The sequence below is a fragment of the Pseudoalteromonas sp. SCQQ13 genome (assembly GCF_015864415.1).
Classification (GTDB): Bacteria; Pseudomonadota; Gammaproteobacteria; order Enterobacterales; family Alteromonadaceae; genus Pseudoalteromonas; species Pseudoalteromonas nigrifaciens.
This window is the reverse complement of the sequence record NZ_JADYXG010000002.1, coordinates 233,875-255,861: the sequence shown is the minus strand read 5'-3', so window position 1 is coordinate 255,861 and position 21,987 is coordinate 233,875. Positions and strand designations below refer to the sequence as shown.

Sequence of the window (21,987 nt, the reverse complement as noted above, 5' to 3'; positions counted from 1 at the left end):
GAGTACATACCTAGCAGGTAGTGAGGATAGAATTATGGCTTACAGTGATAAAGTAATCGACCACGTAGAAAACCCACGTAACGTAGGTGTTTTAGACAAAAATGATCCGTCAGTGGCAACGGGTATGGTAGGCGCACCAGCATGTGGTGACGTAATGAAGTTACAAATTAAAGTATCTGCCGATGGTATTATCGAAGATGCAAAATTTAAAACGTATGGTTGTGGTAGTGCAATTGCTTCATCTTCACTGGTAACAGAGTGGGTTAAAGGCAAAACACTAGAGCAAGCAGCGACTATTAAAAATACTGATATAAGTGCAGAGCTAGAGTTACCACCAGTGAAAATTCACTGTTCAATTTTAGCCGAAGATGCAATTCAAGCAGCAATTGCAAATTATAAAAGTAAACAAGCGAAGTAAGAGAGTTCCATGGCAGTGACATTGACAGATGCGGCAGCAAACCGCGTACAATCATTTTTAGCAAATCGCGGTAAAGGTTTAGGCCTGCGCGTTGGCATTAAAACGACGGGCTGTTCAGGTCTTGCCTATGTACTTGAGTTTGTTGACGAGCTAAACGACGACGACAAAACATTTGTAGCAAAAGGCGTTACCTTAATTGTTGATGCTAAAAGCTTAGTTTACATTGACGGCACGCAGCTCGATTACACTAAAGAAGGCTTGAATGAAGGGTTTAAATTTACTAACCCTAATCAAGCTGACGAGTGTGGTTGTGGCGAAAGCTTTACCGTTTAAATTTAAACGTGTTTTGAATACCTAAGTTACTTGGGTATAAAACAAGCCCTGCCAATAAACGTAGGGCTTTGTTATTTTTGAAATTAATTTCTGAATATTATTGGTTGAAGTTATGCGCTATTTTGAGTTATTTGCAATACCAGTTGACTACAATATTGATTTAGTAATAGTTAACAAGCACTACTTAGAGCTACAGCGTGCAGTGCACCCCGATCGCCATGCCAACGCCAGCAGTCGCGATAAATTAATGGCCGTGCAAAGCGCCGCAGAAATTAACGACGCACTACAAATATTAAAGCACCCAGTAAAGCGTGCCGAATATATGTTAAGTGAGTTGGGTGTCGATATTCGTGCTGAGCAACAAACCTTGCAAGATCCGGCATTTTTAATGCAGCAAATGGAACTTCGCGAAGAGTTAGAAGAGCTAACGTCAGCGAGCGATCCTGACACTGCAATCGCTAATTTTGAAAAGCAAATCAAGCAACTTAACGAACAATACAGTGCACAACTTGCACAGCAATTAGCAAGTAACGACGAGCAGCAATACCAAGCTGCTGCAGATAATGTTCGTAAACTAAAATTTGTTTATAAACTACGTGACGAACTAGAGCGTATTGAAGACAGTTTATTTGATGACTAATCACCTAACTTGCTAATTTATAAAGCAAGGTAAAGCGAGTTTAAAAAATATTATGGCATTATTGCAAATTGCTGAGCCGGGGCAGAGCGCGGCACCACATGAACATAAACTAGCCATAGGTATTGACCTAGGTACAACTAACTCATTGGTAGCCACGGTACAAAGTGGCGAAGCACGCACCTTAACAGATGACTTAGGTGAAGCAATGCTTCCTTCGGTAGTGCGCTATCAGGCGGGTGGGATCACTGTAGGCAGCGAAGCTGTAAAATCAGCAACGCAAGATCCCGTTAATACGCTAATTTCAGTTAAGCGCTTTTTAGGTAAAACCCAAGCAGAAATAGAACAAAGCTATGGGCAACTACCGTATCAATTTTGTCAGCACGATGGTGCACTTGCCATAGAAACAGCTGCTGGAAAAATCAGCCCAGTTAAAGCATCTAGCCATATTTTAGCTGCATTAAAAGCCCGTGCAGAACAAAGCTTTGGTAATCAAGAAATATTAGGTGCAGTTATTACTGTACCGGCATACTTTGATGACGCTCAGCGCCAAAGTACAAAAGATGCCGCTGAACTTGCAGGTATTAACGTACTGCGATTATTAAACGAGCCAACGGCAGCCGCTGTTGCTTATGGTTTAGACTCGGGTCAAGAAGGTATTATTGCTGTTTACGATTTAGGCGGTGGCACCTTCGATATATCAATTTTGCGCTTGCACCAAGGTGTATTTGAAGTATTAGCTACCGGTGGCGATTCAAGCCTAGGCGGCGATGACTTTGACTCACTGATTGTTGATTACTTAAAGCAGCAAACGGGTGTAACCACTTTATCTCCAGCGGTACTGCGCTTATTTATTAATAAAGCTAAAGCCTGTAAAGAAGCATTAAGCCAATACTCAACTGTTAATGTTGGGCTTGAGTTTGATGATGAGAAACACATGGTTGAAGTGACCCGCGAAAAACTTGACGAGCTTGCGATACCACTCGTTAAAAAAACGCTTCGTTCTTGTCGCCGTGCTGTAAAAGATGCTGGTATTGAGAACGAAGAAGTGCTGCAAGTAATTATGGTGGGTGGCTCTACTCGCATGCCATTAGTACGCAGCCAAGTTAGTGAGTTTTTTAATAAAGAAGCACTAACGTCAATTGATCCCGATCGCGTTGTAGCGCTAGGCGCTGCGTTGCAAGCAGACGTGTTAATAGGTAATAAACCTGATTCAGATATGTTGTTACTCGACGTATTACCACTATCGCTAGGTCTTGAAACTATGGGTGGCTTGGTGGAAAAAATTATTCCACGTAATACCACTATTCCAGTAGCACGTGCCCAAGAGTTTACTACTTTTAAAGATGGCCAAACAGCCATGTCGTTGCACGTACTACAAGGTGAGCGCGAATTGGTAGACGATTGTCGCTCTCTTGCTAAGTTTAGTTTAAAAGGTATTCCGCCAATGACTGCGGGTGCTGCACATATTCGGGTTACGTTTAAAGTAGACGCCGATGGTTTACTTAGCGTATCGGCAATGGAAAAATCGACAGGCGTACAAGCAGATATTCAAGTTAAACCGTCATTTGGTTTATCAGACGACCAAGTCTCTAATATGCTAAAAGAGTCAATGAGCAACGCTAAAGGCGATATGCAAGCGCGTATGCTCAAAGAGCAACAAGTAGAAGCACTACGTGTAATTGAAGCACTAGAGGCATCACTTGCGAGTGACAGTGGTTTACTTGACGAAGCGCAACTAGCATATTTACGAGCTGAAATTGCAGAGTTGGTAAAAGTGCGTGAGAATGCGCAGCAACCAAACGAGATTAAAACCGCGATTGAAAAAATGGATAACGCCAGCAGCGATTTTGCCGCACGCAGAATGGATGCATCAATTAAAAAAGTTCTTACTGGGCAGTCAGTAGACAATATTTAAGAGAGATTAGAATGCCACAAATTATTTTTCTTCCCCATCCAGAATTGTGTCCAGATGGCGCTGCAATTGAAGCACCTAGTGGTCAAACGGTTCTTGATGTTGCCCTTAAAAATGGGATTAGCATTGCTCACGCATGTGAAAAGTCATGTGCGTGTACCACGTGCCACTTAGTGATCCGCGAAGGCTTTGATTCGCTAGAAGAAAGCGACGAGTTAGAAGACGATATGCTTGATAAAGCATGGGGCTTAGAGCCAGAGTCGCGCTTAGGTTGCCAAGCTATTATTAGAGATGAAGACCTAGTGGTTGAAATACCTAAGTATAACGTTAATATAGTTAATGAAGAGCACTAGCTTTTAACGATTAATATAATAAAAGCCGCTGTTTAATACAGCGGCTTTTTTGTTTGCAAACCGTAGGCGGGAGTTTACCTCGCGCAGATTTATATAAAAAGTTAGCCTTGGCTCTATGTCACGCATTAAAAGCTAACACCTTAAACGTAATTTGGAGGTTTATTTTGAGTAATCTTATTTTTTCTGACTCGTTTATTAATGGTGAATTTTATAAAACAGACACACACTTTAGTGTTGATGATCCTGCTACCGAAAAAAGCATTGTTGATGTAAGCGATATTGATGAGCAGGGTGTAAATAATGCAATAGTTGCTGCTCAAAGCGCATTTGTTAAATTAAAAGCAACCAATGCTACGCAGCGAAGCGAAACCTTGATGCGCTGGTATGAGCTAGTTATAAAACACAAGCAAACGCTTGCAGAGTTAATGACCAAAGAGCAAGGTAAACCACTTAAAGAAGCATTGGGCGAAATTGATTACGGCGCAGGCTTTATAAAATGGTTTGCCGAGGAAGCTAAGCGCAGCTATGGCGATGTTATACCTGCTACCGACAATAGCCATAGATTAACCAGCTTTAAGCAGGCTGTAGGAGTTGTTGCAGGGATCACGCCATGGAATTTTCCTGTTGCTATGATTACGCGTAAAGTTGCCCCCGCCTATGCAGCCGGTTGTAGTTTTATATTAAAACCTTCAGAGCACACCCCATTATGCGCTATTGCACTTGCCTATTTAGCCGATCAAGCAGGGTTTGAAAAAGGGGCATTTAACGTCTTAGTATCGCAAAACGCTAAAAAAGTAGGAAAAATACTAACCGACTCTGAGATAGTGCGTAAGTTTACTTTTACCGGATCAACGGGGGTAGGCAAGCAGTTATTAGCGCAATGCGCAGGTACTATTAAGCGCACTTCTATGGAGCTTGGAGGAAACGCACCTTTCATTATTTTTGATAATGCAGACCTCGATGCAGCTATTGAGGGGTTAATGGCTGCTAAGTTTAGAAATAGTGGGCAAGCTTGTGTTGCTGCAAACCGTATCTTTATTCAGCGTAATATTATTGATGCGGTACTAAATAAACTAACCCCTAAGGTGGCTGCTTTAAAAGTCGGTAATGGCTTTACAGCAGATGTTGATATCGGCCCGCTTATTTACCCTAAGGCAAAAGAAAAAGTACAGCAGCTAGTACAAGACGCACTAGATAAAGGGGCAGTATTGATTGGTGATAACAGTGATTTAGGTGGCAGCTTTCAAAACCCGTTGATTGTAAATAACGTCACTACCGACATGGATATTTACCATGAAGAAGTATTTGGTCCAGTATTAACAATTATTCCTTTTGATGATGAAAGCGAAGTACTTACTCTAGCAAACGACGTACCTTACGGCTTAGCCGCTTATTTTTACAGCCAAAATATTAAGCAGGTTTATCGCATTAGCGAAGGTCTTGAGTTTGGCATGATTGGTGTAAACGAAGGCGTTATTTCTAACCCTGTAGCGCCATTTGGTGGTGTTAAGCAATCGGGCCTTGGCCGTGAAGGGGGGCACCAAGGGTTAAATGAGTACCTAGAAGAAAAATACGTGTGTATTAAAATTTAAACCGTTTATATGCTCTTGGCGGCTTGCAGTAAAACAACTTCAAGGCGCTGTACAAATACATTGAGCAATTTATTTTAGGCAAAGAAAAGCGCGCTCTATCTCTAGGCGCGCTTGCGGAATCTTCTAATTTTCTGCATCCTGCAATTGAACTTAATCAACTCCAAATTCTTACAAATCCTTGTTATTACAATATTACTTTTTAGTTCTATGTAATGTAGGCGCTCCTGCCTGTATCCTTTATTTCCTCAACATCCTGTAAAACAACGTAAATCCTTTGTTGCTATCCTTTACGCATCATCCAGATGCTATCCTTTAAGACATTCCATTGTGCTGCTCTCCTAGAGCCTGTCCTAAAATCCGTTTTGTATTAGTAACCTAAATCATTGGTTGGTCGAGTAAGTTGTCCGTTTCCATTTACTCGTTAAGCATCACTGCTTGGTTGTTAAGTTAATTATAGGCGGTACGATATTTTAAAGAAGTATAGGTTGCTAATTAATTGCTATAGTCGTAATAGTTAAAATAACTTACTTTAATTAAAACAATTGGTTACTTTGTTTGTTATGGTTTTTCATGTTGTGTTTTCATCATTGGCTGTCACGTTTGTAGGATATATCTTACGTTGGTTTTCTATTTTAGCGATTTTAACAGGATCAGATTATATAAAGTGTGCACTTTTGGGTAAGGCACGGTAGAATTATTGATAATAGTTATTATTCAGGTGGGAAATATGAAAAAAGTATTCGCAATTGTAGTTGGTTTGGCTGTGTCGGCACCCGTTTTTGCAACTGAGTCCGTTAATATTTATTCTTTTCGACAGCCTTTTTTAATAAAACCAATTTTAGATGACTTTACCAAACAAACTGGAATTAAAACAAATGTAGTGTTTGCTAATAAAGGCTTAATAGAGCGCGTTAAGCGCGAAGGTAAACACAGCAAAGCCGATTTAGTATTAACGTCTAATTTTAGCGCCTTAATCCAACTTGAAGATTTAGATTTAACGCAAACTATTAGTAGCGAAGCAATTAATAACAATGTGCCTGCGGCATTTCGTGATGGCGACGGCCAGTGGGTGGCACTTACTAAGCGAGTACGTAATGTTTACTCGTCAAAAGAGCGTGTGGGCGCGCTACCTGAGCTGACTTATGAAGATTTGGCCGATCCAAAATATAAAGGGCAAATATGTACTCGCTCTGGTAAACATCCGTATAATTTGGGTTTAGTTGCATCCATGATTGCACACCATGGTGAAGCAGATACCAAAGTATGGCTTGAGGGGGTTAAAGCAAATTTAGCGCGTAAACCACAAGGTAACGATAGAGCGCAAGTAAAAGCAGTAAAAGAAGGGTTGTGCGATCTTGCATTTGGCAATAGTTACTATTTAGGTAAAATGCTGCAAGATGAAACCCAAAAAGAATGGGCACAAGCGGTAAATATTAACTTTCCGAACCAAATCAATCGCGGCTCGCATATAAATGTGTCGGGTGCAGTTATTACAAAATACGCTAAAAACCCTGAAAATGCCTTGAAACTCCTAGAGTATATGACCGACAATAAAGCGCAAAACATGTACGCTTCAATTAATATGGAATATCCGGTTAAGCCAGGCGTAGAATTATCAAGTTTAGTTGCATCTTGGGGAAGCTTTAAAGAAGATAGCTTACCACTTGATGAAATTAGTAAATATCGTCCGTTAGCGTTAAGGCTAATTGATGAGGTGAAATTCGATCTTTAAATGACTTATAAATTTCAGCTGTCTAAATGGCAGCTTTTTGCATGGTCGACAGGATTATTACTGTCGACCCCATTGTTTTTTCTGCTATTTGAATCTCTACAAGGTAACTCAGAGGTGTTTTCGCATCTTTGGGATACAGTGCTGTGGGATTACATTTCTAATACCGTATTACTTATTTTAGGTGTGTGTGTACTAAGCTGTGCTATTGCCTTACCACTTGGCTGGCTAACCGCTTATTGCCAGTTCCCGGGTAAAAAACAGTTTGAATGGGCGTTAATGCTGCCACTGGCTATGCCTACCTATATTATTGCCTATGTTTATACCGACTTGCTTGATTACGCAGGCCCAGTACAAAATACTCTCAGAGACTGGTTTGGGTGGCAATCGCCGGATGATTACTGGTTTTTTGATATACGCACTTTGCCCGGCGCTATTGTAATGCTTGCACTGGTGCTTTATCCCTATTTATATTTAATTTTTAAAACAGCCTTGCGTGAGCAGTCTTTTAAGTTAGTACAGGCTAGCCAGTTAATGGGGCTGTCGTCGTGGCAGAGCTTTTTTAGGGTGAGCTTAGTGTTATCGCGCGGCGCAATTGTAGCTGCGCTAGCGCTAATTAGTATGGAAACCATGGCTGACTTTGCCACAGTAAGCTACTTTGCTGTAAGCACGTTAACCACTGCCGTATACGATACTTGGTTTGGTTATTACTCGTTAACCGCTGCAGCTAAAATATCGGGCGTGATGTTATTACTATTGTTTTTAGCCTTAATGGCGGAGCGCTTTAGTCGCCGTAATCAAGCGGTGTTTGAGCGTCAGTCGGGTATAAATAGTGAAGCGCTTTATATATTAAAAGGCAAGTCGGCTTGGCTGGCAACGCTATTTTGCAGTGTGATTTTAATTGTTGCCTTTGTTATACCTATTGCTGTGTTAATAAAGTACGCCATTGTTTATTTTGATCAAGCATGGAGTAGTGAGTTTTTTAGCTATGCGTGGCAAAGTTTAAAGGTAGCTATAGTAGTAAGCGTAGTAACGCTGTTACTTAGTGTATTAGTGGTGTTTTATCAACGTATAGCCAAGCAAAGCTATCCACTTATTCCGGGGCGATTAGCTAGCACCGGCTACGCTTTACCAGGAACAGTACTGGCTATTGCGGTGCTATTACCGCTTACGCTGTTAGAAAATACTGTAAACCGTGTGCTTGAGCCATACGACTTAAATATAGGCTTGTTACTCACTGGCAGTGTATTTACCATTATTTTTGCTTATGTAGTGCGTTTTTACGCAGTAGCACATGGCGCGATTGAGTCGAGCTTTTTACGCATTAGCCCCTCTCTCGACATGGCTAGCCAATCTATGGGCAAAAGCCAAGGCCATACGTTACGTTTGGTGCATTTACCCCTACTTAGACGCGGGTTGCTTACTGCGGCTTTGCTGGTGTTTATTGAATGCATGAAAGAGCTACCTACGGCTTTGTTACTTAGGCCGTTTAATTTTGAAAGCTTAGCTACGCATGTGTTTCAGTATGTGAGTGATGAGCAATTAGAGCTGGCTTCTATATCGGCATTATTTATTGTGCTGGTTGGATTTATCCCTCTGTATTTTATTAACCGTTCTATGGAGCAACGTAGTTAAATGAGTAGTTTGATTTTACAAGGCGTGAGCTATCAATATAACGGTACTAAGGTTATTCACGAGCTAAATTTAACCATAGGTAAAAACGAAATAGTGTGTTTGTTAGGTGCCAGTGGTTGTGGTAAAACCACCACCTTAAAAGCAATTGCAGGGCTAATAGAAACGCAACAAGGAAGCGTGTTTATCGATGGCAAGCTGGTGAGTAACGCCAATACATTTATCTCGCCAGAGCATCGTAATATTGGCATGATGTTTCAAGATTATGCGTTATTCCCGCATTTAACCGTGGCACATAATATTGCTTTTGGCTTAAGTAAAATGAGTAAAGAGCAAAAGCAACAGCGCGTTGATGAAATGCTTAAGCTGGTGCATTTAGTTGGCTGCGCCGACAGGTATCCGCATCAGTTATCGGGTGGGCAACAACAGCGCGTGGCGATTGCGCGTGCACTTGCTTACAAACCAAGTTTACTATTACTTGATGAGCCGTTTTCGAATATAGACACTCAAGTACGCTTTGAATTAATTGCCGATATTCGCCGCATAATTAAAACTCAACAAGTGTCGGCAGTATTTGTTACCCACTCAAAGGAAGAGGCTTTTGCATTTGCAGACACGCTGGCTATTATGCACCAGGGTAAAATAGCTCAGCAGGGCACCCCAGAACAGCTTTTTGCTAAACCAAGCTCAAAGGAGGTTGCAGAGTTTCTGGGTCAGGGCATATACTTAAGCGCAGAAGTGTTAACAGCAACTGAATATAAAACCGCTTTTGGCCTAGTTGAGTCGGTTATTGCGCACCAGCATCAGGCTAATATAGGAAAAATATATGTGCGTCCTCATCAAATAGAGCTAAGGAGCGACAATAAAAAAGATAGCCATAGTGAACGCGCCACCATATTAAGCAGTCGTTTTATTGGTTCGGCTTATGTTTACACTGTAGTTATTGCACAACAAGAAATAGAAGTTGCAGCGCAATATGGCCAGTCATTTGTTCAAAATGAGCAGGTTATAATAAAAATAAAACCCCACACGGTGAATTTTTTCGAATCATAAATTAATTTGTTATTCGCTGTGTTTATCTATTTATAAGCTAAGGAATAACAATGGCACAAGCGCAATCAGGGATTTGTGCTGAAGCAAACTTACACGGTTTGCATTTATTTTTTAATGTGTTTGATGGCCAAGATGAGTCATTACGTACAAAGCTCAAGCAAGTAAGCGCTATTGAGGAAGAGTTTAGCGATCAGTTTTCTGAATCTATGCTTTCTTGTATGGTGGCTATTGGTGCACAGTATTGGCCGCATATTTTGCCAGAGTATATCCCCAGTGAACTACAAAGCTTTCCTAATATAAATCATAATGAACACGCAATGAGCGTGCAGCCGTGTGATTTGTTTGTGCAAATACGTTCAGACCGCGAAGACGTCAATCATTTATTTGCACTGCAAATTTTAAAGTTATTTGCACCAGACGTAGAGCTGGTGGAACAAATTCGTAATTTTAGATTTTTAGATGGTCGCGATTTCAATGGTTTTATTTATGGTGGCAAAATGCCGCATGGCCGACAAAAGTGGGCAACGGCGTTAATAAATAAACCAGGTAGCTTTGAGGATCAAGGCAGTTATATTCATGTGCAACGTTATAAGCACGATCTAAGCGTATGGCAGCATCTATCGCTAGATGAGCAAGAGCAAATAATAGGTCGCACTCGCTTAGACAACACTCTTATAGCCCCAGCGCTTGAAACCAGCCATGCACAACGCAGTGAATTAAAAGATGAGCAAGGCCAGCCAATATTACTTAATCAAGGCATGCCTTATGGCGATGTTTACGAGCAAGGAATGCTGTCAATTACTTGCTCGGCCAGTGGAACCGCATTTGAACAGGTATTAAAAAGTCGTTTAGGTGAGGGGGAGTGCTATGATCATTGGCTTGATTTTACTCAAGCCGATATGGGGTCTGCGTTTTTTGCACCGTCAGTTGGGTTTTTAAAGCAGTTATAACGCATGTTTTAAATACTAAACCGTATCAAATAAAATACGTACCCGCTCTAGGGTTAAGTCTATTTCAGATATTTTAGCTGGGGCAATAAAAATAGTGTCGTCGCCAGCTATAGTACCTAACACGCCATCGGCTTTACCTAATGAGTCAAGTAAACGCGCAATAAGCTGAGCCGCGCCTGGACTGGTACGGATAATAATCATCATTTCGTTATGCATTATATCAATAACAAGCTGGCGCAGCGGGCTTTTTGCTGTGGGTACGCCCATTTCTGCTGGCAAGCAATACACCATTTCTTGTTTGGCATTGCGCGTTCGTACCGCGCCAAACTTACTAAGCATGCGCGACACTTTACTTTGGCTTATATTGTCAAAACCTTGCTCTTTTAACGAATCTACTATATCGCCTTGAGAACCAAAGTTTTCTTCTTTTAAAAGCGCTTTAAATGCTTTTACTAACGCTTCCTGTTTGTCTTGTGGTTGCATAGTTTTTATTTGCTTTTTATTATCCATGCCGCAAATTCTACACAAAAACGAATAATTATGCAGCAGTTGTTTATTTAACTTGCCAGTTTACTGTATTCAGGCCAAATGTTTTTACAACTATGGTCTAAAATATTACGAAAATAGGCAGGATAAATTTGTTTTTAGTCGCTAATTTCTTTATCTTAGAGCCATAAATATTTCCTACCTCAAATCACGGAGAATTCCAATGAAAGTTGCTGTATTAGGTGCTGCAGGCGGTATCGGTCAAGCGTTGTCTTTATTATTAAAAACAGGCTTACCAGCTGGTTCTGAATTATCACTATATGATGTTGCACCAGTAGTTCCAGGTGTTGCGGTTGATCTATCTCATATCCCTACAGCGGTTAAAGTAGCTGGCTTTGGCGCTGATGCGTTAAATGAAGCGCTTAAAGATGCTGATATCGTACTTATTCCTGCTGGCATGCCACGTAAGCCAGGTATGGATCGTGCAGATTTATTTAATGTAAATGCTGGCATCATCAAAACGTTAGCAGAAGGCATAGTTGCAAGTTGTCCTAAAGCATTAGTAGGTATTATTACTAACCCAGTAAACGGCACTGTACCAATTGTTGCTGAAGTATTTAAAAAAGCAGGTACTTACGACGCTAAACGCGTATTTGGTATTACTACGCTTGACGTTATTCGTTCAGAAGCATTTGTTGCTGAACTTAAAGGCGTAGACGTAGCAACTGTTAAAGTTCCTGTAATCGGTGGCCACTCAGGTACTACTATTTTACCTCTACTTTCTCAAGTTGAAGGCGTGAGCTTTACAGATGAAGAAGTTGCAGCACTTACTCCACGTATCCAAAATGCGGGTACTGAAGTTGTAAATGCTAAAGCGGGTGGCGGTTCAGCTACTTTATCAATGGGTGCAGCAGCAGCTCGTTTTTGTATGTCTTTAGTTAAAGGCCTACAAGGTGAAGACGTTGTAGATTACGCGTACGTTGCTGTTGAAAATGGCGATGCGGAGTACTTTGCACACCCAGTACGTTTAGGTAAAAACGGCGTAGAAGAAATTCTTTCTTACGGCGAACTAAGCGCATTTGAAACAAAAGCAAAAAATGACATGCTTGAAACACTGAAAAAAGACATCAAAGAAGGTGTTGATTTCATGGCGTAATAGCCAAAATCAAGTGACAAAAAAGCCTGCGTTTGCAGGCTTTTTTATTGCTCGGAATTTAGCTAACCTGCACCCAGGTTAGCTACACATAAAGGCAGTAAAGTTAGTGATCGCGATCAACTGCAATACGGGCAAGGCTCACAAGTGCTTGTTTATATTCAGACTCAGCTAAAAAGTCTAAGCAAGCAATGGCTTTGTCGGCTTCAAGTTCGGCCTTTTGCATCGTAAATTCAAGCGCATTGGTTTGTTTAAGTGCCGCTAAAATTTCTTCAAGATGATCCATGCCATTACTGTGCTCTATAGCGTCACGGATCAGCTGTGTTTGCTGCTCATTACCATGTTGCATTGCATAAATAAGCGGCAGAGTTGGTTTCCCTTCGGCTAAATCATCACCAATATTTTTACCTAATTGATCTGCATCTGCGTTGTAATCAAGTACGTCATCAACGAGCTGAAACGCAGTACCTAAATGCATGCCGTATAGGTTAAGCGCATCAAGCGTGGCTTGGTTTTGCTCAGTAATAATGGCCGCAAGGCCTGTCGCGGCTTCAAATAGCTTAGCGGTTTTAGAATAAATAACCTGCATATAACTCGCTTCAGTGGTGTCGGGGTCATTACAGTTCATTAACTGTAATACTTCACCTTCAGCAATAATGTTAGTTGCATCTGCAAGCACTTGCATTACCTGCATTTTACCAAGGCCAACCATAAGCTGAAATGAACGAGTGTAAATAAAGTCGCCCACTAATACGCTGGCAGCATTACCAAACTCAGCATTTGCTGTAGGCGTGCCTCGGCGTAAGTTAGATTCATCAACAACATCATCATGTAATAGTGTTGCGGTATGAATAAACTCAACAATAGTTGCAAGTGTAATATGATCTTTACCCTGATAACCCAATGCTCTGGCCGCTAGTATTGCCAACATTGGGCGCACGCGCTTGCCGCCACTGTTTACAATATACAAGCCAAGTTGGTTAACTAACGCCACATCTGAGCGCATTTGCGCATGTATAAGTTGATTGACGTCATTCATATCGTTTTCGATTAACGCCTGGATAGCTTTTATATCCATTGATCTCCGAGCCAATTTTTATGTGTGAACGGCGCAGATTGTACAACAAAAAAAGCACTAGCTCGATATTTTGTGACGATTCCCTGAAAAAACACGGTTAACATCGCTAATTAGCACTTAAATACGAGAGATAGCTGATTAATTAGCGTACAAAGTGTGCTGTAATTTATGTTTATTTATTATCCGTTGTAGTGTGTGTTTAGCTAAGGCAAATTATTTTCACTAATCGTGAAAAAGCGCTTGGCAAAAGGGCTATTTAATATAAAATAGGGGAAATATTGAATTGCTCTCAATGCAGCTACTTTTTATTCATTTTAATTACAAAATAGGCTTGCTAGTTATTACGCCGTAGCGTAAACTTCGCGCCCTATCGAAGAATATTTTAGTTGCGTCGATTTGAGGGCGCACAGACGGAGTTAATTATGTACGCGGTTTTCCAAAGTGGTGGTAAACAGCATCGTGTGACTGAAGGTCAAACGATTCGTCTTGAAAAATTAGACGTTGAAACTGGTGCAGCAGTAGAATTTGATTCAGTACTTTTAGTTGCTGATGGTGAGAAAATCGAGATTGGTGTACCGTTCGTAAACGGTGGTAAGATAACAGCTGAGGTTGTTTCACATGGTCGCGGTGAGAAGATTAAGGTTGTTAAATTTAGACGCCGTAAGCATTCTCGTAAGCAAATGGGCCATCGTCAATGGTTCACAGAAGTTAAAATCACTGGCATTAGCGCTTAATTAGAGGTACTTAGAAATGGCACATAAAAAAGCAGCTGGTAGTACTCGTAACGGTCGCGATTCAGAAAGCAAACGCCTAGGTGTTAAGCGTTTTGGTGGCGAATCAGTTCTAGCGGGTAGCATCATTGTTCGTCAGCGTGGAACTCGTTTCCACCCTGGTACAAACGTAGGTATCGGTAAAGACCACACTATCTTCGCAAAAGCAGATGGTAAAGTTCAGTTTGAACAAAAAGGTCCTTTAAACCGTAAATACGTAACTATCGTAACTGAGTAATCAGTAAGATAGTTAAAAAACCCCGCCTTTGCGGGGTTTTTTGTTTTCATTATTTTACAATATATACCCAAGCCTGCAATTATACCTATGGGTTTAAGTAGCGGGCTCTTTAACGAAGTTATAGAGCGATCTAATTCGTAAAATGGTTCAAATATTTATGCCAATTGGTATTAAGTTGGCTTGGGTATATAATAGTGTTATTAACAAGCCAATCCCTAAAGTGAGTAATCATGAAGTTTGTAGATGAAGTAGAAATTCGCGTAGAAGCTGGAGACGGTGGCGCCGGTATCGTGTCTTTCCGTCGTGAAAAATATATCCCAGAAGGTGGGCCTGACGGTGGTGACGGTGGTGACGGTGGTAGTGTTTATCTACAAGCGGATGAAAACTTAAATACCTTAATTGATTACCAATTTGAACGCTTCCATAGAGCAGATCGCGGTACTAATGGCCGCAGCCGTAACTGTACTGGTAAAAAGTCTGACGATTTAATTATTATGGTGCCTGTAGGTACACGTATTATGGACGTTGATACGCAAGAGGGATTAGGGGATTTAACCCAACATGGCCAAAAGATTTTGGTGGCAAAAGGCGGTTTCCATGGCTTAGGAAATGCGCGTTTTAAATCAAGTACAAACCGTGCTCCGCGTCAAAAAACCTTAGGGACAGAAGGCGAAGTACGCAACCTTAAACTAGAGTTATTGTTACTAGCAGATGTAGGCTTATTAGGTTTGCCAAATGCAGGTAAGTCTACCTTTATCCGTAGTGTATCGGCAGCAAAACCAAAAGTAGCAGATTACCCATTTACGACGCTTATTCCAAATTTAGGTGTGGTACGTCCTGAAGCTAATAAATCATTTGTTATCGCTGATATACCAGGCTTAATTGAAGGCGCATCGGATGGTGCTGGTTTAGGTATTCAATTTTTGAAACACCTAGAGCGCTGTAGAATATTACTGCATATTATTGATGTAATGCCAGTTGATGGCTCAAATCCAGTTGATAATGCATTTGCGATTGTTAATGAGTTACATCAGTACAGCCCTAAATTAGCAGAAAAACCGCGCTGGTTGGTATTTAATAAAATAGATTTATTACCAGCTGACGAAGCAAAAGCTTTATGTGAAAAAATTGCACAAGAGCTAGGCGAAACTGAAAATATTTACAGTATTTCTGCTATTAATAAATCAAATACTCAACCACTAATTCATGACGTAATGACATTGCTTGAAAGCATGCCAAAAGAGAAATTCGTTGAAACTACAGACGAAGAGGTTGAGTTTAAGTGGGACACCTATCATCAAAAAGCTGCTAAAAAGAGCGACGATGATGATGATTGGGATGAGTGGAATGAAGATGATTACGACGTAGAAGTTGTGTACGAGCGTTAATTATAATTAATTACATATAAAAGGAGCTTATGCTCCTTTTTCTTTGTTTAATAATAAATACTGGATAATTAGTGTGATAATTTCAATGATTGCTGCAATGGCAAATAACCGTGTAATTGGCCTTAATAATACAATGCCTTGGCATTTACCTGGAGACTTACAGCATTTTAAAAAAGTAACCACAGGTAAACCTGTGATTATGGGGCGCAAAACATTTGAGTCTATTGGACGGCCTTTACCTGGGCGTCGTAATATTATTATTACCCGTAATAGCCAGTATCAAGCAACTGGAATAGAAGTTGTTACAACGCCAGAGGCCGCGTTAAATTTAGTTGCTGATGTGGAAGAGGTGATGATCATTGGTGGTGGAAATATTTATCAACAATTTTTAGAAAGTGCACAAAGACTTTATTTAACCTTTATAGACTTAGATGTTGAAGGTGACACTCAGTTTCCTGATTACGAAAAAGTGGCAACCTGGCAGGTTAAAGATGAAATACAAATGGCTGCGGATGAAAAAAATCAATATAGTCATAAGTTTGTAACTTTATATAAAAACTCTTAACATTATTGCGAAATACTGAGCATATTGGTACAATATTAACTAATCCAATAGGAATAAAGTATTATAAAAAGGGTTTTCCATGATTAAGTTATCAAAGCTAGTTGTTATTACTGCGCTTGCAGCCGGTTCGTTTGTATATACTGCCCCTGCACAAGCAGATGATCAGTTAGCGATTTCTATCTGTGAGTATATTGCAGCGGATGATAAAAATCGTTTACGTAGTAAGCTTAAAAGCTCACGAGTGAAAGTTCGTAATATATACGATGCAGTATTTTGTAACGGCAATAATTTATTGCGTCATGCAGTGGCAAGTAATGCATTAGACAGCGGTGAATATATAGTAAAAAACTTATCTAAAAGCTCGCTAGAAGATGGTGCTGATATATCATGGGCTGAATCGAACGGTCATTCAGGATCGCCCTTAATTGCGATAATTAAAGAGCGCGCAGGTCTTTAATTTTACAATAAATACGATTAAACCACGTTTTATACGTGGTTTTTTTATGCCTATATTTTTATAAATAATTTTAAATAACACAGCACTATTTTAGTATTGTAATCCCCCCCTTTTAACACAAACGCCAACCTTATTAAAAACATAACCCTTTTTACTTATTAACTTACTTATTGTGTTGAAATGAACTTATAGCCGACTCTATAGGTGCTGAAGTTAAAGGAATCTAGGAATAGCCACAAAAAATAACTCATTGTTTTTATTTGGGTTAACATTCTTGTTGTTGCTTTGACAGCTCATGAATTTAATACGATTAGTCGTATTTGCCATTAAACTGTCATAAATAGTCAATATTCTACGCGCATATGATTTTAGGGATTTATTTATGCGCGCCTCTACATTTACCCGCTTACTGGCTGTTTTGTTAACTCTCGCGAGTGTTTTATTAGCTATGACTCTACTTTGGGCCAGTCAAACTTTACTAAAACTAGAGCAGCAAGACAGTGCATATAGACAGCTTAAAAATACGATTATGGTTGATCTAGCGAGCTATCTAAGTAATTACTTAGCACAAGGCGATAGCCAATACTTAACACAAGCCTCAAGTTTAATCTCGCAAGTAGAGCAAAAACAGTTAACGCTATTACCAGCAGCTCTTAAATCACAACTTACTGAGCAGTTAATTACTCTAAATAATGATATAAACGGTAAATATAGAGCCTTGGGTAAGCTCTCTGGTAACGAAACGGCTTTACTTGATAATGCGCTAAGGCAAATGGCTGGTTCGGCATCCTCGTTAATTAATTATGCGCGCTCAGCTTCGGATAATAGTCACAACACGCTTAGTTATTATAAATTGGCCAATGAGTATTATAGTGAAGTGATTAACTTATCATTATTTAGTTATCAACTGGTGCTAGATTATCAGCAGAGTGTAGAGCAGAGTTTGCAACAAAGCGTGAAAAATTTAAATGTATTAGCAGCAAAAATAGAGCAGCTACCAAACTTAGGTGTGATGGATAAAGTAGATGAGTATAGTTTATTTATTGACGAGCAAAGTGAAGATTTAGCTACTGATATTAAATCAGAATTAAGTAGTTGGCCAAATCGCTATCCTCGGGATTTAACCAGTACATTAACTCAGGCACAACAACGACAGACGGGGGCCGATGAATTGCGCACGCAGCTTAGTAATTTATCTAAAACAGTGATAAATGCAGAGCAAGCACTAAAAACACAACAAGATAATTTAAAGCAGCAAGTATTTTGGGTGTTTTGTGTTGCTATTAGTGGGCTAGTTATACTTGCTGGCGGTGTTTATATTGTTCAGCGTAATCTGGTACTTAATCCTCTTCGACGGTTGCGCGACGGGTTTGCATTTTTAATTGAAACGAATGAGTTTAAAAATATTGTCAGTAATAACCCAAAAACTGAAGTTGGGGAAATAGCCCAATACTTTAATCAGCTAATTGAACGCCAGCGCATAGAAGCACAAGAGCGAGCACAAATGCTAAAAGTAGTGAATGCTTTTATGCAGCAAATGAGTAAACACTTACAGACGATTGAGCAACAAACTACTACGAGTTATGGGCAAGTGGAACAGAATCAGTATTTACTAACCGATATTCAGCAGATTGGAGAGCAAGTTAATGATATTAATACACAAGTAGCTGATAACGCACAAAGTACCTTTAGTGCCATGGAACAAAGCTTAGGATTTGCGCAAAGTATGTTAAGTGCGAGTGCCGATACACAGGCACGGGTTGAACGCAGTATACAAAGCTTACAAGAGCTACTTAATGGTGTTGAAGGCGTAAGTAAAATTATAGAAGTAATACGTAATATTGCAGATCAAACCAACTTACTTGCGCTAAATGCAGCAATAGAATCAGCTAGGGCAGGTGAGCATGGTCGCGGCTTTGCAGTAGTGGCTGATGAAGTTAGGCAATTGGCACTGCAAACGCAAGGCTCGCTGAGCGAGATAAATGGGCAGCTCACCATACTGAGTGAAAACTCACGGCTAGTTGCTACGCAAATAACAGCATTAACCCAAGGTGCTCAATCGCAAACGCAAAATGCCCAAGAACTTAAGTTAAATTCGGAAGCGGTGGCAAGTAATGCAAAAAATGCTAATAAAGTAGCGTTTGAGGCGATGAAGCTTGCTAAGCAGCAAAGCAATTTATTAGATAACTTTAGTCAGTCAATGGCTGAAATGAAGGGGCAAGTAAGTGAGTCGAGCTCGTTGGTGGATGATATACGACATCAGCTACAACAACAAATTCATTCGATTAAAGGGGGCCTGGGGTTGTAATAAATTAGCTTTAGCGCTCATCTTATATCATGCTCTAAATTCTATGTGCTAAGCTGTATGCTGGTTTTATTTTATAAAATGAAGGATTTATAATGATTGTACAAGGTCAAACTATTCCCTCGGTTACGCTAAGTCAGTTAACCGACGATGGTATGCAAACACTGACTAACAGTGAATTATTTGCAGATAAAAAAGTTGTATTGTTTGCAGTCCCCGGTGCGTTTACACCTACCTGTTCAAATGCACACTTACCTGAGTTTATTACTCTGGCAGATAAAATAAAAGCAAAGGGCGTTGATGCAATTTATTGTGTATCGGTAAACGATGCGTTTGTTATGAAAGCATGGGGGGCATCACAAAATACACAAGAAATAGCCATGCTGGCAGACGGCGATGCGAGCTTTACCAAAGCATTAGGCCTTGATATGAATACGGCAGGGTTTGGCGGTGTGCGTTCAAAGCGTTACGCAATGATCGTGGAAAATAGTGTAGTAACCGGTTTATTTGTAGAGCAAGAAAAAGAATTTGTGGTTAGTCGTGCTGCTGCTGTTTTAGAAAAGCTATAGAATAAATTAGCGATTTGAAAATACAAAAGCCGATGTTGATGCAACATCGGCTTTTTGCAATTATTGCTTATTAAGGCTGATATTGCCCGCTAATTGTTAAGCCCGAGAAGGTTTTATACGCGTTAACACTTAAGTGCCACGTACCCGCTTGTGGGCTTGAGAAAGTACAGGTTTCGGCATTACCATTTTTATATGGACGACAATCGTAACTCGATGTCGTGGGCTGACTGCCAAACTTAACAAACAAATCAGCATCGCCTGTGCCACCGCTTGTTGTTACTGTAAATGTAGCCATACCTGCTGGCACGTCTAGTGTGTAATGCTTCCATTGACCTGCATTAGCACTCACATCGCTTACAGTGCCACCACCAGCTTGAGGTGTGCCTGAGCCCCCGCCCGAAGCTGCTGTAATATTACCAGTTAAGCTGATCCCAGAATAGGCAGAATAACCTCGTAGCATCACATGATACGTACCTGATGTAGGGTTATCGATTGAGCACTCTTCGTTGTTACCACTTTTGTAAGGGCGGCAATCGTAGGTAGAGGTTGTTGGCTTACTGCCAGAGCGCACGTATAAATCGGCATCACCAGTGCCTCCACTCATAGTGAAAGTGACATTAGTTGCGCCACTGGGCACTGTCATTGTATAAAATGTTTCAGAGTTAGTTGCGCCGCTTAAACCGGTTTGAGTTTCGCCATCAAGAAGTTCATTACCACTTGGTGGTGGTGCAGTGCCACCACTTGCAGCAGCTACGGCAGCTGCTGCATCAACAATACCGGTACCACAGCTAGTACATGTGGCTGGGAACGAGCGGGTGGTTGTTTTTAAAATATTTTCGATTTCATCGGGAGTAGCATTCGGCTTTGCTTGTTTTATCAGTGCCGCTACGCCAGCAACATGGGGGGCTGCCATTGATGTACCCTGCGAAAAACCGTAGCTATCACTAGAAGGGGTTGACGAACCGGCGTTATAAGTGGATAAAACACCTTCAGAATCGTTAGCAAAACTTTGCGCACCACCCGGTGCGGCAACATCAATATTACTACCGTAATTAGAGTAATAAGCACGACCGCCATTACGGCCAACCGAGGCTACATTTACCACGCCATTACAGTTGCCTGGGTTATAGTTTGCTGAGTTATCGTTATCGTTACCAGCAGCAATTACCACTACTGTGCCGTTATTACGTGCGGTGTTAATAGCACTTTGTGTTGTAGAGCTACATGAGCCACTACCCCCTAAGCTCATATTTATTACATCTGCAGGATTGGCATTTGCCGGTAGCCCAGATACATTGCCACCAGAAGCCCAAATAATACCATCAGCAATATCAGAGGTTAAACCACCGCACTTACCTAGTACACGTACAGGCACTACTTTGGCGCCGTAAGCAACCCCAGCAACACCCTCACCATTATTAGTAACTGCAGCAACAGTACCCGCTACATGTGTGCCGTGCCAGCTAGAGTTTTGTGCACCGTTAGTACCACATTCATTGGCAGCAACCGCATCGCCCGGATCGCGGGCATCGCTATCGCGACCATTGCCATCATTAGCCACCGATAAATTCGAGATCATATCGTAACCGGGTAAAATATTAGCGTTTAAATCAACATGAGGGCGATAGCCTGTATCGAGTACAGCAACAACAACACCGCTACCAGTGGCTGTATCCCACGCTGTAGGTAAGTTTAAGCCGCCAGCTTGTTCATAATAATGCCATTGGTCGTCAAATCGTGGATCATTAGGCGTTGCAAATGGTTGCAGCATTTGATCGACTTCAATGTATTCAACATTGCCAGATTCAAGCATTTCTTGCATAAATTGCTGTGCTTCTTGTGCATTTAGCTTTTTACTTGCACGCATTACATGGTGATTATTAAGTGCCATGGCACGAATATACTTCGCTTTTACTTTGCCTTTTTTAGAGGTGTAATTTTTAACAAAGCTCTGCGCTTTATTTTGCATATTCGATTGGCTTACATCTGTGTCTGTAGCTGCAAAGCTAGCTAAATCATTAGTGTTATTTTTATATTTAATAATGAATTGTGTTTCAAAACCAGTTTGATTTTGTAATTTAGCTGTTGTTTCTGCCATTGATGGTGCAATTGCTTGTGCAGGAGTTGCAATACTCGATGTTGCAGCAAATAGTGAGCTGATAGTAAAGGCTATTGCACACTTTTTAAATGATTTACCTGTTGTCATGATTATCCTTAGTTTTTATTTATTATTTCGTAGCACAAATCCACGAAGTGGGTACAAAGGTAAATGATCTGTTAAATTAATTGAAAGATTAATTACTTATTAGCTTCTTTCATTTGGTTATAACCTTGTTATTAGCGGGTTTGTAGTTACTTTGTACTTT

The 21,987-nt window shown here is 40.6% G+C and carries 21 protein-coding genes; 18 read left to right on the top strand and 3 right to left on the bottom strand.

Annotated elements, in window-relative coordinates:
- Positions 1–34 precede the first annotated feature (34 nt).
- From iscU to I6F41_RS02850, 10 genes are all read left to right on the top strand, one after another.
- Positions 35–418 carry a Fe-S cluster assembly scaffold IscU gene (iscU, locus tag I6F41_RS02895; protein WP_011329315.1) on the top strand — a complete coding sequence of 128 codons (384 nt, stop codon included), beginning with the start codon at positions 35–37 and terminating at the stop codon, positions 416–418.
- Between the two features lie 9 nt (positions 419–427).
- Positions 428–751 carry an iron-sulfur cluster assembly protein IscA gene (gene iscA, locus I6F41_RS02890; protein ID WP_182683884.1) on the top strand — a complete coding sequence of 108 codons (324 nt, stop codon included), beginning with the start codon at positions 428–430 and terminating at the stop codon, positions 749–751.
- A 112-nt stretch (positions 752–863) separates the two neighbouring features.
- Positions 864–1,391 (top strand): co-chaperone HscB, encoded by a 528-nt coding sequence (hscB, locus tag I6F41_RS02885; RefSeq protein WP_041454584.1) that lies wholly within the window; start codon positions 864–866, stop codon positions 1,389–1,391.
- Positions 1,392–1,443: 52 nt separating this feature from the next.
- Positions 1,444–3,306 carry a Fe-S protein assembly chaperone HscA gene (hscA, locus tag I6F41_RS02880; protein WP_011329312.1) on the top strand — a complete coding sequence of 621 codons (1,863 nt, stop codon included), beginning with the start codon at positions 1,444–1,446 and terminating at the stop codon, positions 3,304–3,306.
- 11 nt (positions 3,307–3,317) lie between these two features.
- Entirely contained in the window at positions 3,318–3,656 is a 339-nt protein-coding gene (fdx, locus tag I6F41_RS02875) for an ISC system 2Fe-2S type ferredoxin (protein ID WP_011329311.1), read from the top strand.
- Between the two features lie 164 nt (positions 3,657–3,820).
- Complete coding sequence (locus I6F41_RS02870) at positions 3,821–5,248, top strand: NAD-dependent succinate-semialdehyde dehydrogenase (protein ID WP_011329310.1); 1,428 nt, start codon at positions 3,821–3,823, stop codon at positions 5,246–5,248.
- Positions 5,249–5,975: 727 nt separating this feature from the next.
- Positions 5,976–6,980: a Fe(3+) ABC transporter substrate-binding protein gene (locus I6F41_RS02865; protein WP_011329308.1), complete on the top strand. Its 1,005-nt coding sequence runs from the start codon at positions 5,976–5,978 to the stop codon at positions 6,978–6,980.
- Entirely contained in the window at positions 6,981–8,612 is a 1,632-nt protein-coding gene (locus I6F41_RS02860) for an ABC transporter permease (protein ID WP_197107651.1), read from the top strand.
- Complete coding sequence (locus tag I6F41_RS02855; protein ID WP_182683887.1) at positions 8,613–9,662, top strand: ABC transporter ATP-binding protein; 1,050 nt, start codon at positions 8,613–8,615, stop codon at positions 9,660–9,662.
- A 50-nt stretch (positions 9,663–9,712) separates the two neighbouring features.
- The gene (locus I6F41_RS02850) at positions 9,713–10,612 is read left to right on the top strand and encodes a Dyp-type peroxidase (RefSeq protein ID WP_182683888.1); all 900 of its coding nucleotides are present in this window, start codon (positions 9,713–9,715) and stop codon (positions 10,610–10,612) included.
- A 15-nt stretch (positions 10,613–10,627) separates the two neighbouring features.
- Here the strand turns inward: I6F41_RS02850 and argR are convergent, their stop codons facing one another.
- On the bottom strand, positions 10,628–11,095 hold the full coding sequence (gene argR, locus I6F41_RS02845) for a transcriptional regulator ArgR (RefSeq protein ID WP_041454781.1): 468 nt from the start codon (positions 11,093–11,095) through the stop codon (positions 10,628–10,630).
- 226 nt (positions 11,096–11,321) lie between these two features.
- On the opposite strand from argR, the gene mdh reads away from it, so the two are divergent.
- Positions 11,322–12,254, top strand: coding sequence for a malate dehydrogenase (gene mdh, locus I6F41_RS02840; protein WP_011329303.1), 933 nt, complete (start codon positions 11,322–11,324; stop codon positions 12,252–12,254).
- 103 nt (positions 12,255–12,357) lie between these two features.
- On the opposite strand, the gene ispB is transcribed toward mdh, so the two are convergent.
- A complete protein-coding gene (gene ispB / locus I6F41_RS02835; RefSeq protein WP_011329302.1) occupies positions 12,358–13,329 on the bottom strand; it encodes an octaprenyl diphosphate synthase in 972 nt (323 codons plus the stop codon).
- A gap of 422 nt (positions 13,330–13,751) precedes the next feature.
- Here ispB and rplU point away from each other — a divergent pair, with 422 nt between their 5' ends.
- The 7 genes from rplU to I6F41_RS02800 all read left to right on the top strand — a co-directional run bounded on the left by rplU (position 13,752) and on the right by I6F41_RS02800 (position 19,621).
- Complete coding sequence (rplU, locus tag I6F41_RS02830; protein WP_006794538.1) at positions 13,752–14,063, top strand: 50S ribosomal protein L21; 312 nt, start codon at positions 13,752–13,754, stop codon at positions 14,061–14,063.
- 16 nt (positions 14,064–14,079) lie between these two features.
- Positions 14,080–14,337 carry a 50S ribosomal protein L27 gene (rpmA, locus tag I6F41_RS02825; protein WP_002957747.1) on the top strand — a complete coding sequence of 86 codons (258 nt, stop codon included), beginning with the start codon at positions 14,080–14,082 and terminating at the stop codon, positions 14,335–14,337.
- 230 nt (positions 14,338–14,567) lie between these two features.
- Positions 14,568–15,725 (top strand): Obg family GTPase CgtA, encoded by a 1,158-nt coding sequence (gene cgtA / locus I6F41_RS02820; RefSeq protein WP_011329301.1) that lies wholly within the window; start codon positions 14,568–14,570, stop codon positions 15,723–15,725.
- Positions 15,726–15,798: 73 nt separating this feature from the next.
- Entirely contained in the window at positions 15,799–16,290 is a 492-nt protein-coding gene (gene folA / locus I6F41_RS02815) for a type 3 dihydrofolate reductase (RefSeq protein WP_182683889.1), read from the top strand.
- Positions 16,291–16,369: 79 nt separating this feature from the next.
- Positions 16,370–16,747 carry a DUF3718 domain-containing protein gene (locus tag I6F41_RS02810; protein WP_182683890.1) on the top strand — a complete coding sequence of 126 codons (378 nt, stop codon included), beginning with the start codon at positions 16,370–16,372 and terminating at the stop codon, positions 16,745–16,747.
- Positions 16,748–17,129: 382 nt separating this feature from the next.
- Complete coding sequence (locus tag I6F41_RS02805) at positions 17,130–19,055, top strand: methyl-accepting chemotaxis protein (RefSeq protein WP_182683891.1); 1,926 nt, start codon at positions 17,130–17,132, stop codon at positions 19,053–19,055.
- Positions 19,056–19,147: 92 nt separating this feature from the next.
- Positions 19,148–19,621 carry a peroxiredoxin gene (locus I6F41_RS02800; RefSeq protein ID WP_179806929.1) on the top strand — a complete coding sequence of 158 codons (474 nt, stop codon included), beginning with the start codon at positions 19,148–19,150 and terminating at the stop codon, positions 19,619–19,621.
- Between the two features lie 70 nt (positions 19,622–19,691).
- Here the strand turns inward: I6F41_RS02800 and I6F41_RS02795 are convergent, their stop codons facing one another.
- Positions 19,692–21,827 (bottom strand): S8 family peptidase, encoded by a 2,136-nt coding sequence (locus I6F41_RS02795; protein WP_011329296.1) that lies wholly within the window; start codon positions 21,825–21,827, stop codon positions 19,692–19,694.
- Positions 21,828–21,987 lie beyond the last annotated feature (160 nt).

Excerpts from the sequence above, each read along its gene's own strand:
- iscU (WP_011329315.1), top strand. The coding sequence starts at position 35 with ATGGCTTACAGTGATAAAGTAATCGACCACGTAGAAAACCCACGTAAC.
- iscA (WP_182683884.1), top strand. The coding sequence starts at position 428 with ATGGCAGTGACATTGACAGATGCGGCAGCAAACCGCGTACAATCATTT.
- hscB (WP_041454584.1), top strand. The coding sequence starts at position 864 with ATGCGCTATTTTGAGTTATTTGCAATACCAGTTGACTACAATATTGAT.
- hscA (WP_011329312.1), top strand. The coding sequence starts at position 1,444 with ATGGCATTATTGCAAATTGCTGAGCCGGGGCAGAGCGCGGCACCACAT.
- fdx (WP_011329311.1), top strand. The coding sequence starts at position 3,318 with ATGCCACAAATTATTTTTCTTCCCCATCCAGAATTGTGTCCAGATGGC.
- I6F41_RS02865 (WP_011329308.1), top strand. The coding sequence starts at position 5,976 with ATGAAAAAAGTATTCGCAATTGTAGTTGGTTTGGCTGTGTCGGCACCC.
- I6F41_RS02860 (WP_197107651.1), top strand. The coding sequence starts at position 6,981 with ATGACTTATAAATTTCAGCTGTCTAAATGGCAGCTTTTTGCATGGTCG.
- I6F41_RS02855 (WP_182683887.1), top strand. The coding sequence starts at position 8,613 with ATGAGTAGTTTGATTTTACAAGGCGTGAGCTATCAATATAACGGTACT.
- I6F41_RS02850 (WP_182683888.1), top strand. The coding sequence starts at position 9,713 with ATGGCACAAGCGCAATCAGGGATTTGTGCTGAAGCAAACTTACACGGT.
- argR (WP_041454781.1), bottom strand. The coding sequence starts at position 11,095 with ATGCAACCACAAGACAAACAGGAAGCGTTAGTAAAAGCATTTAAAGCG.
- mdh (WP_011329303.1), top strand. The coding sequence starts at position 11,322 with ATGAAAGTTGCTGTATTAGGTGCTGCAGGCGGTATCGGTCAAGCGTTG.
- ispB (WP_011329302.1), bottom strand. The coding sequence starts at position 13,329 with ATGGATATAAAAGCTATCCAGGCGTTAATCGAAAACGATATGAATGAC.
- rplU (WP_006794538.1), top strand. The coding sequence starts at position 13,752 with ATGTACGCGGTTTTCCAAAGTGGTGGTAAACAGCATCGTGTGACTGAA.
- rpmA (WP_002957747.1), top strand. The coding sequence starts at position 14,080 with ATGGCACATAAAAAAGCAGCTGGTAGTACTCGTAACGGTCGCGATTCA.
- cgtA (WP_011329301.1), top strand. The coding sequence starts at position 14,568 with ATGAAGTTTGTAGATGAAGTAGAAATTCGCGTAGAAGCTGGAGACGGT.
- I6F41_RS02810 (WP_182683890.1), top strand. The coding sequence starts at position 16,370 with ATGATTAAGTTATCAAAGCTAGTTGTTATTACTGCGCTTGCAGCCGGT.
- I6F41_RS02805 (WP_182683891.1), top strand. The coding sequence starts at position 17,130 with ATGCGCGCCTCTACATTTACCCGCTTACTGGCTGTTTTGTTAACTCTC.
- I6F41_RS02800 (WP_179806929.1), top strand. The coding sequence starts at position 19,148 with ATGATTGTACAAGGTCAAACTATTCCCTCGGTTACGCTAAGTCAGTTA.
- I6F41_RS02795 (WP_011329296.1), bottom strand. The coding sequence starts at position 21,827 with ATGACAACAGGTAAATCATTTAAAAAGTGTGCAATAGCCTTTACTATC.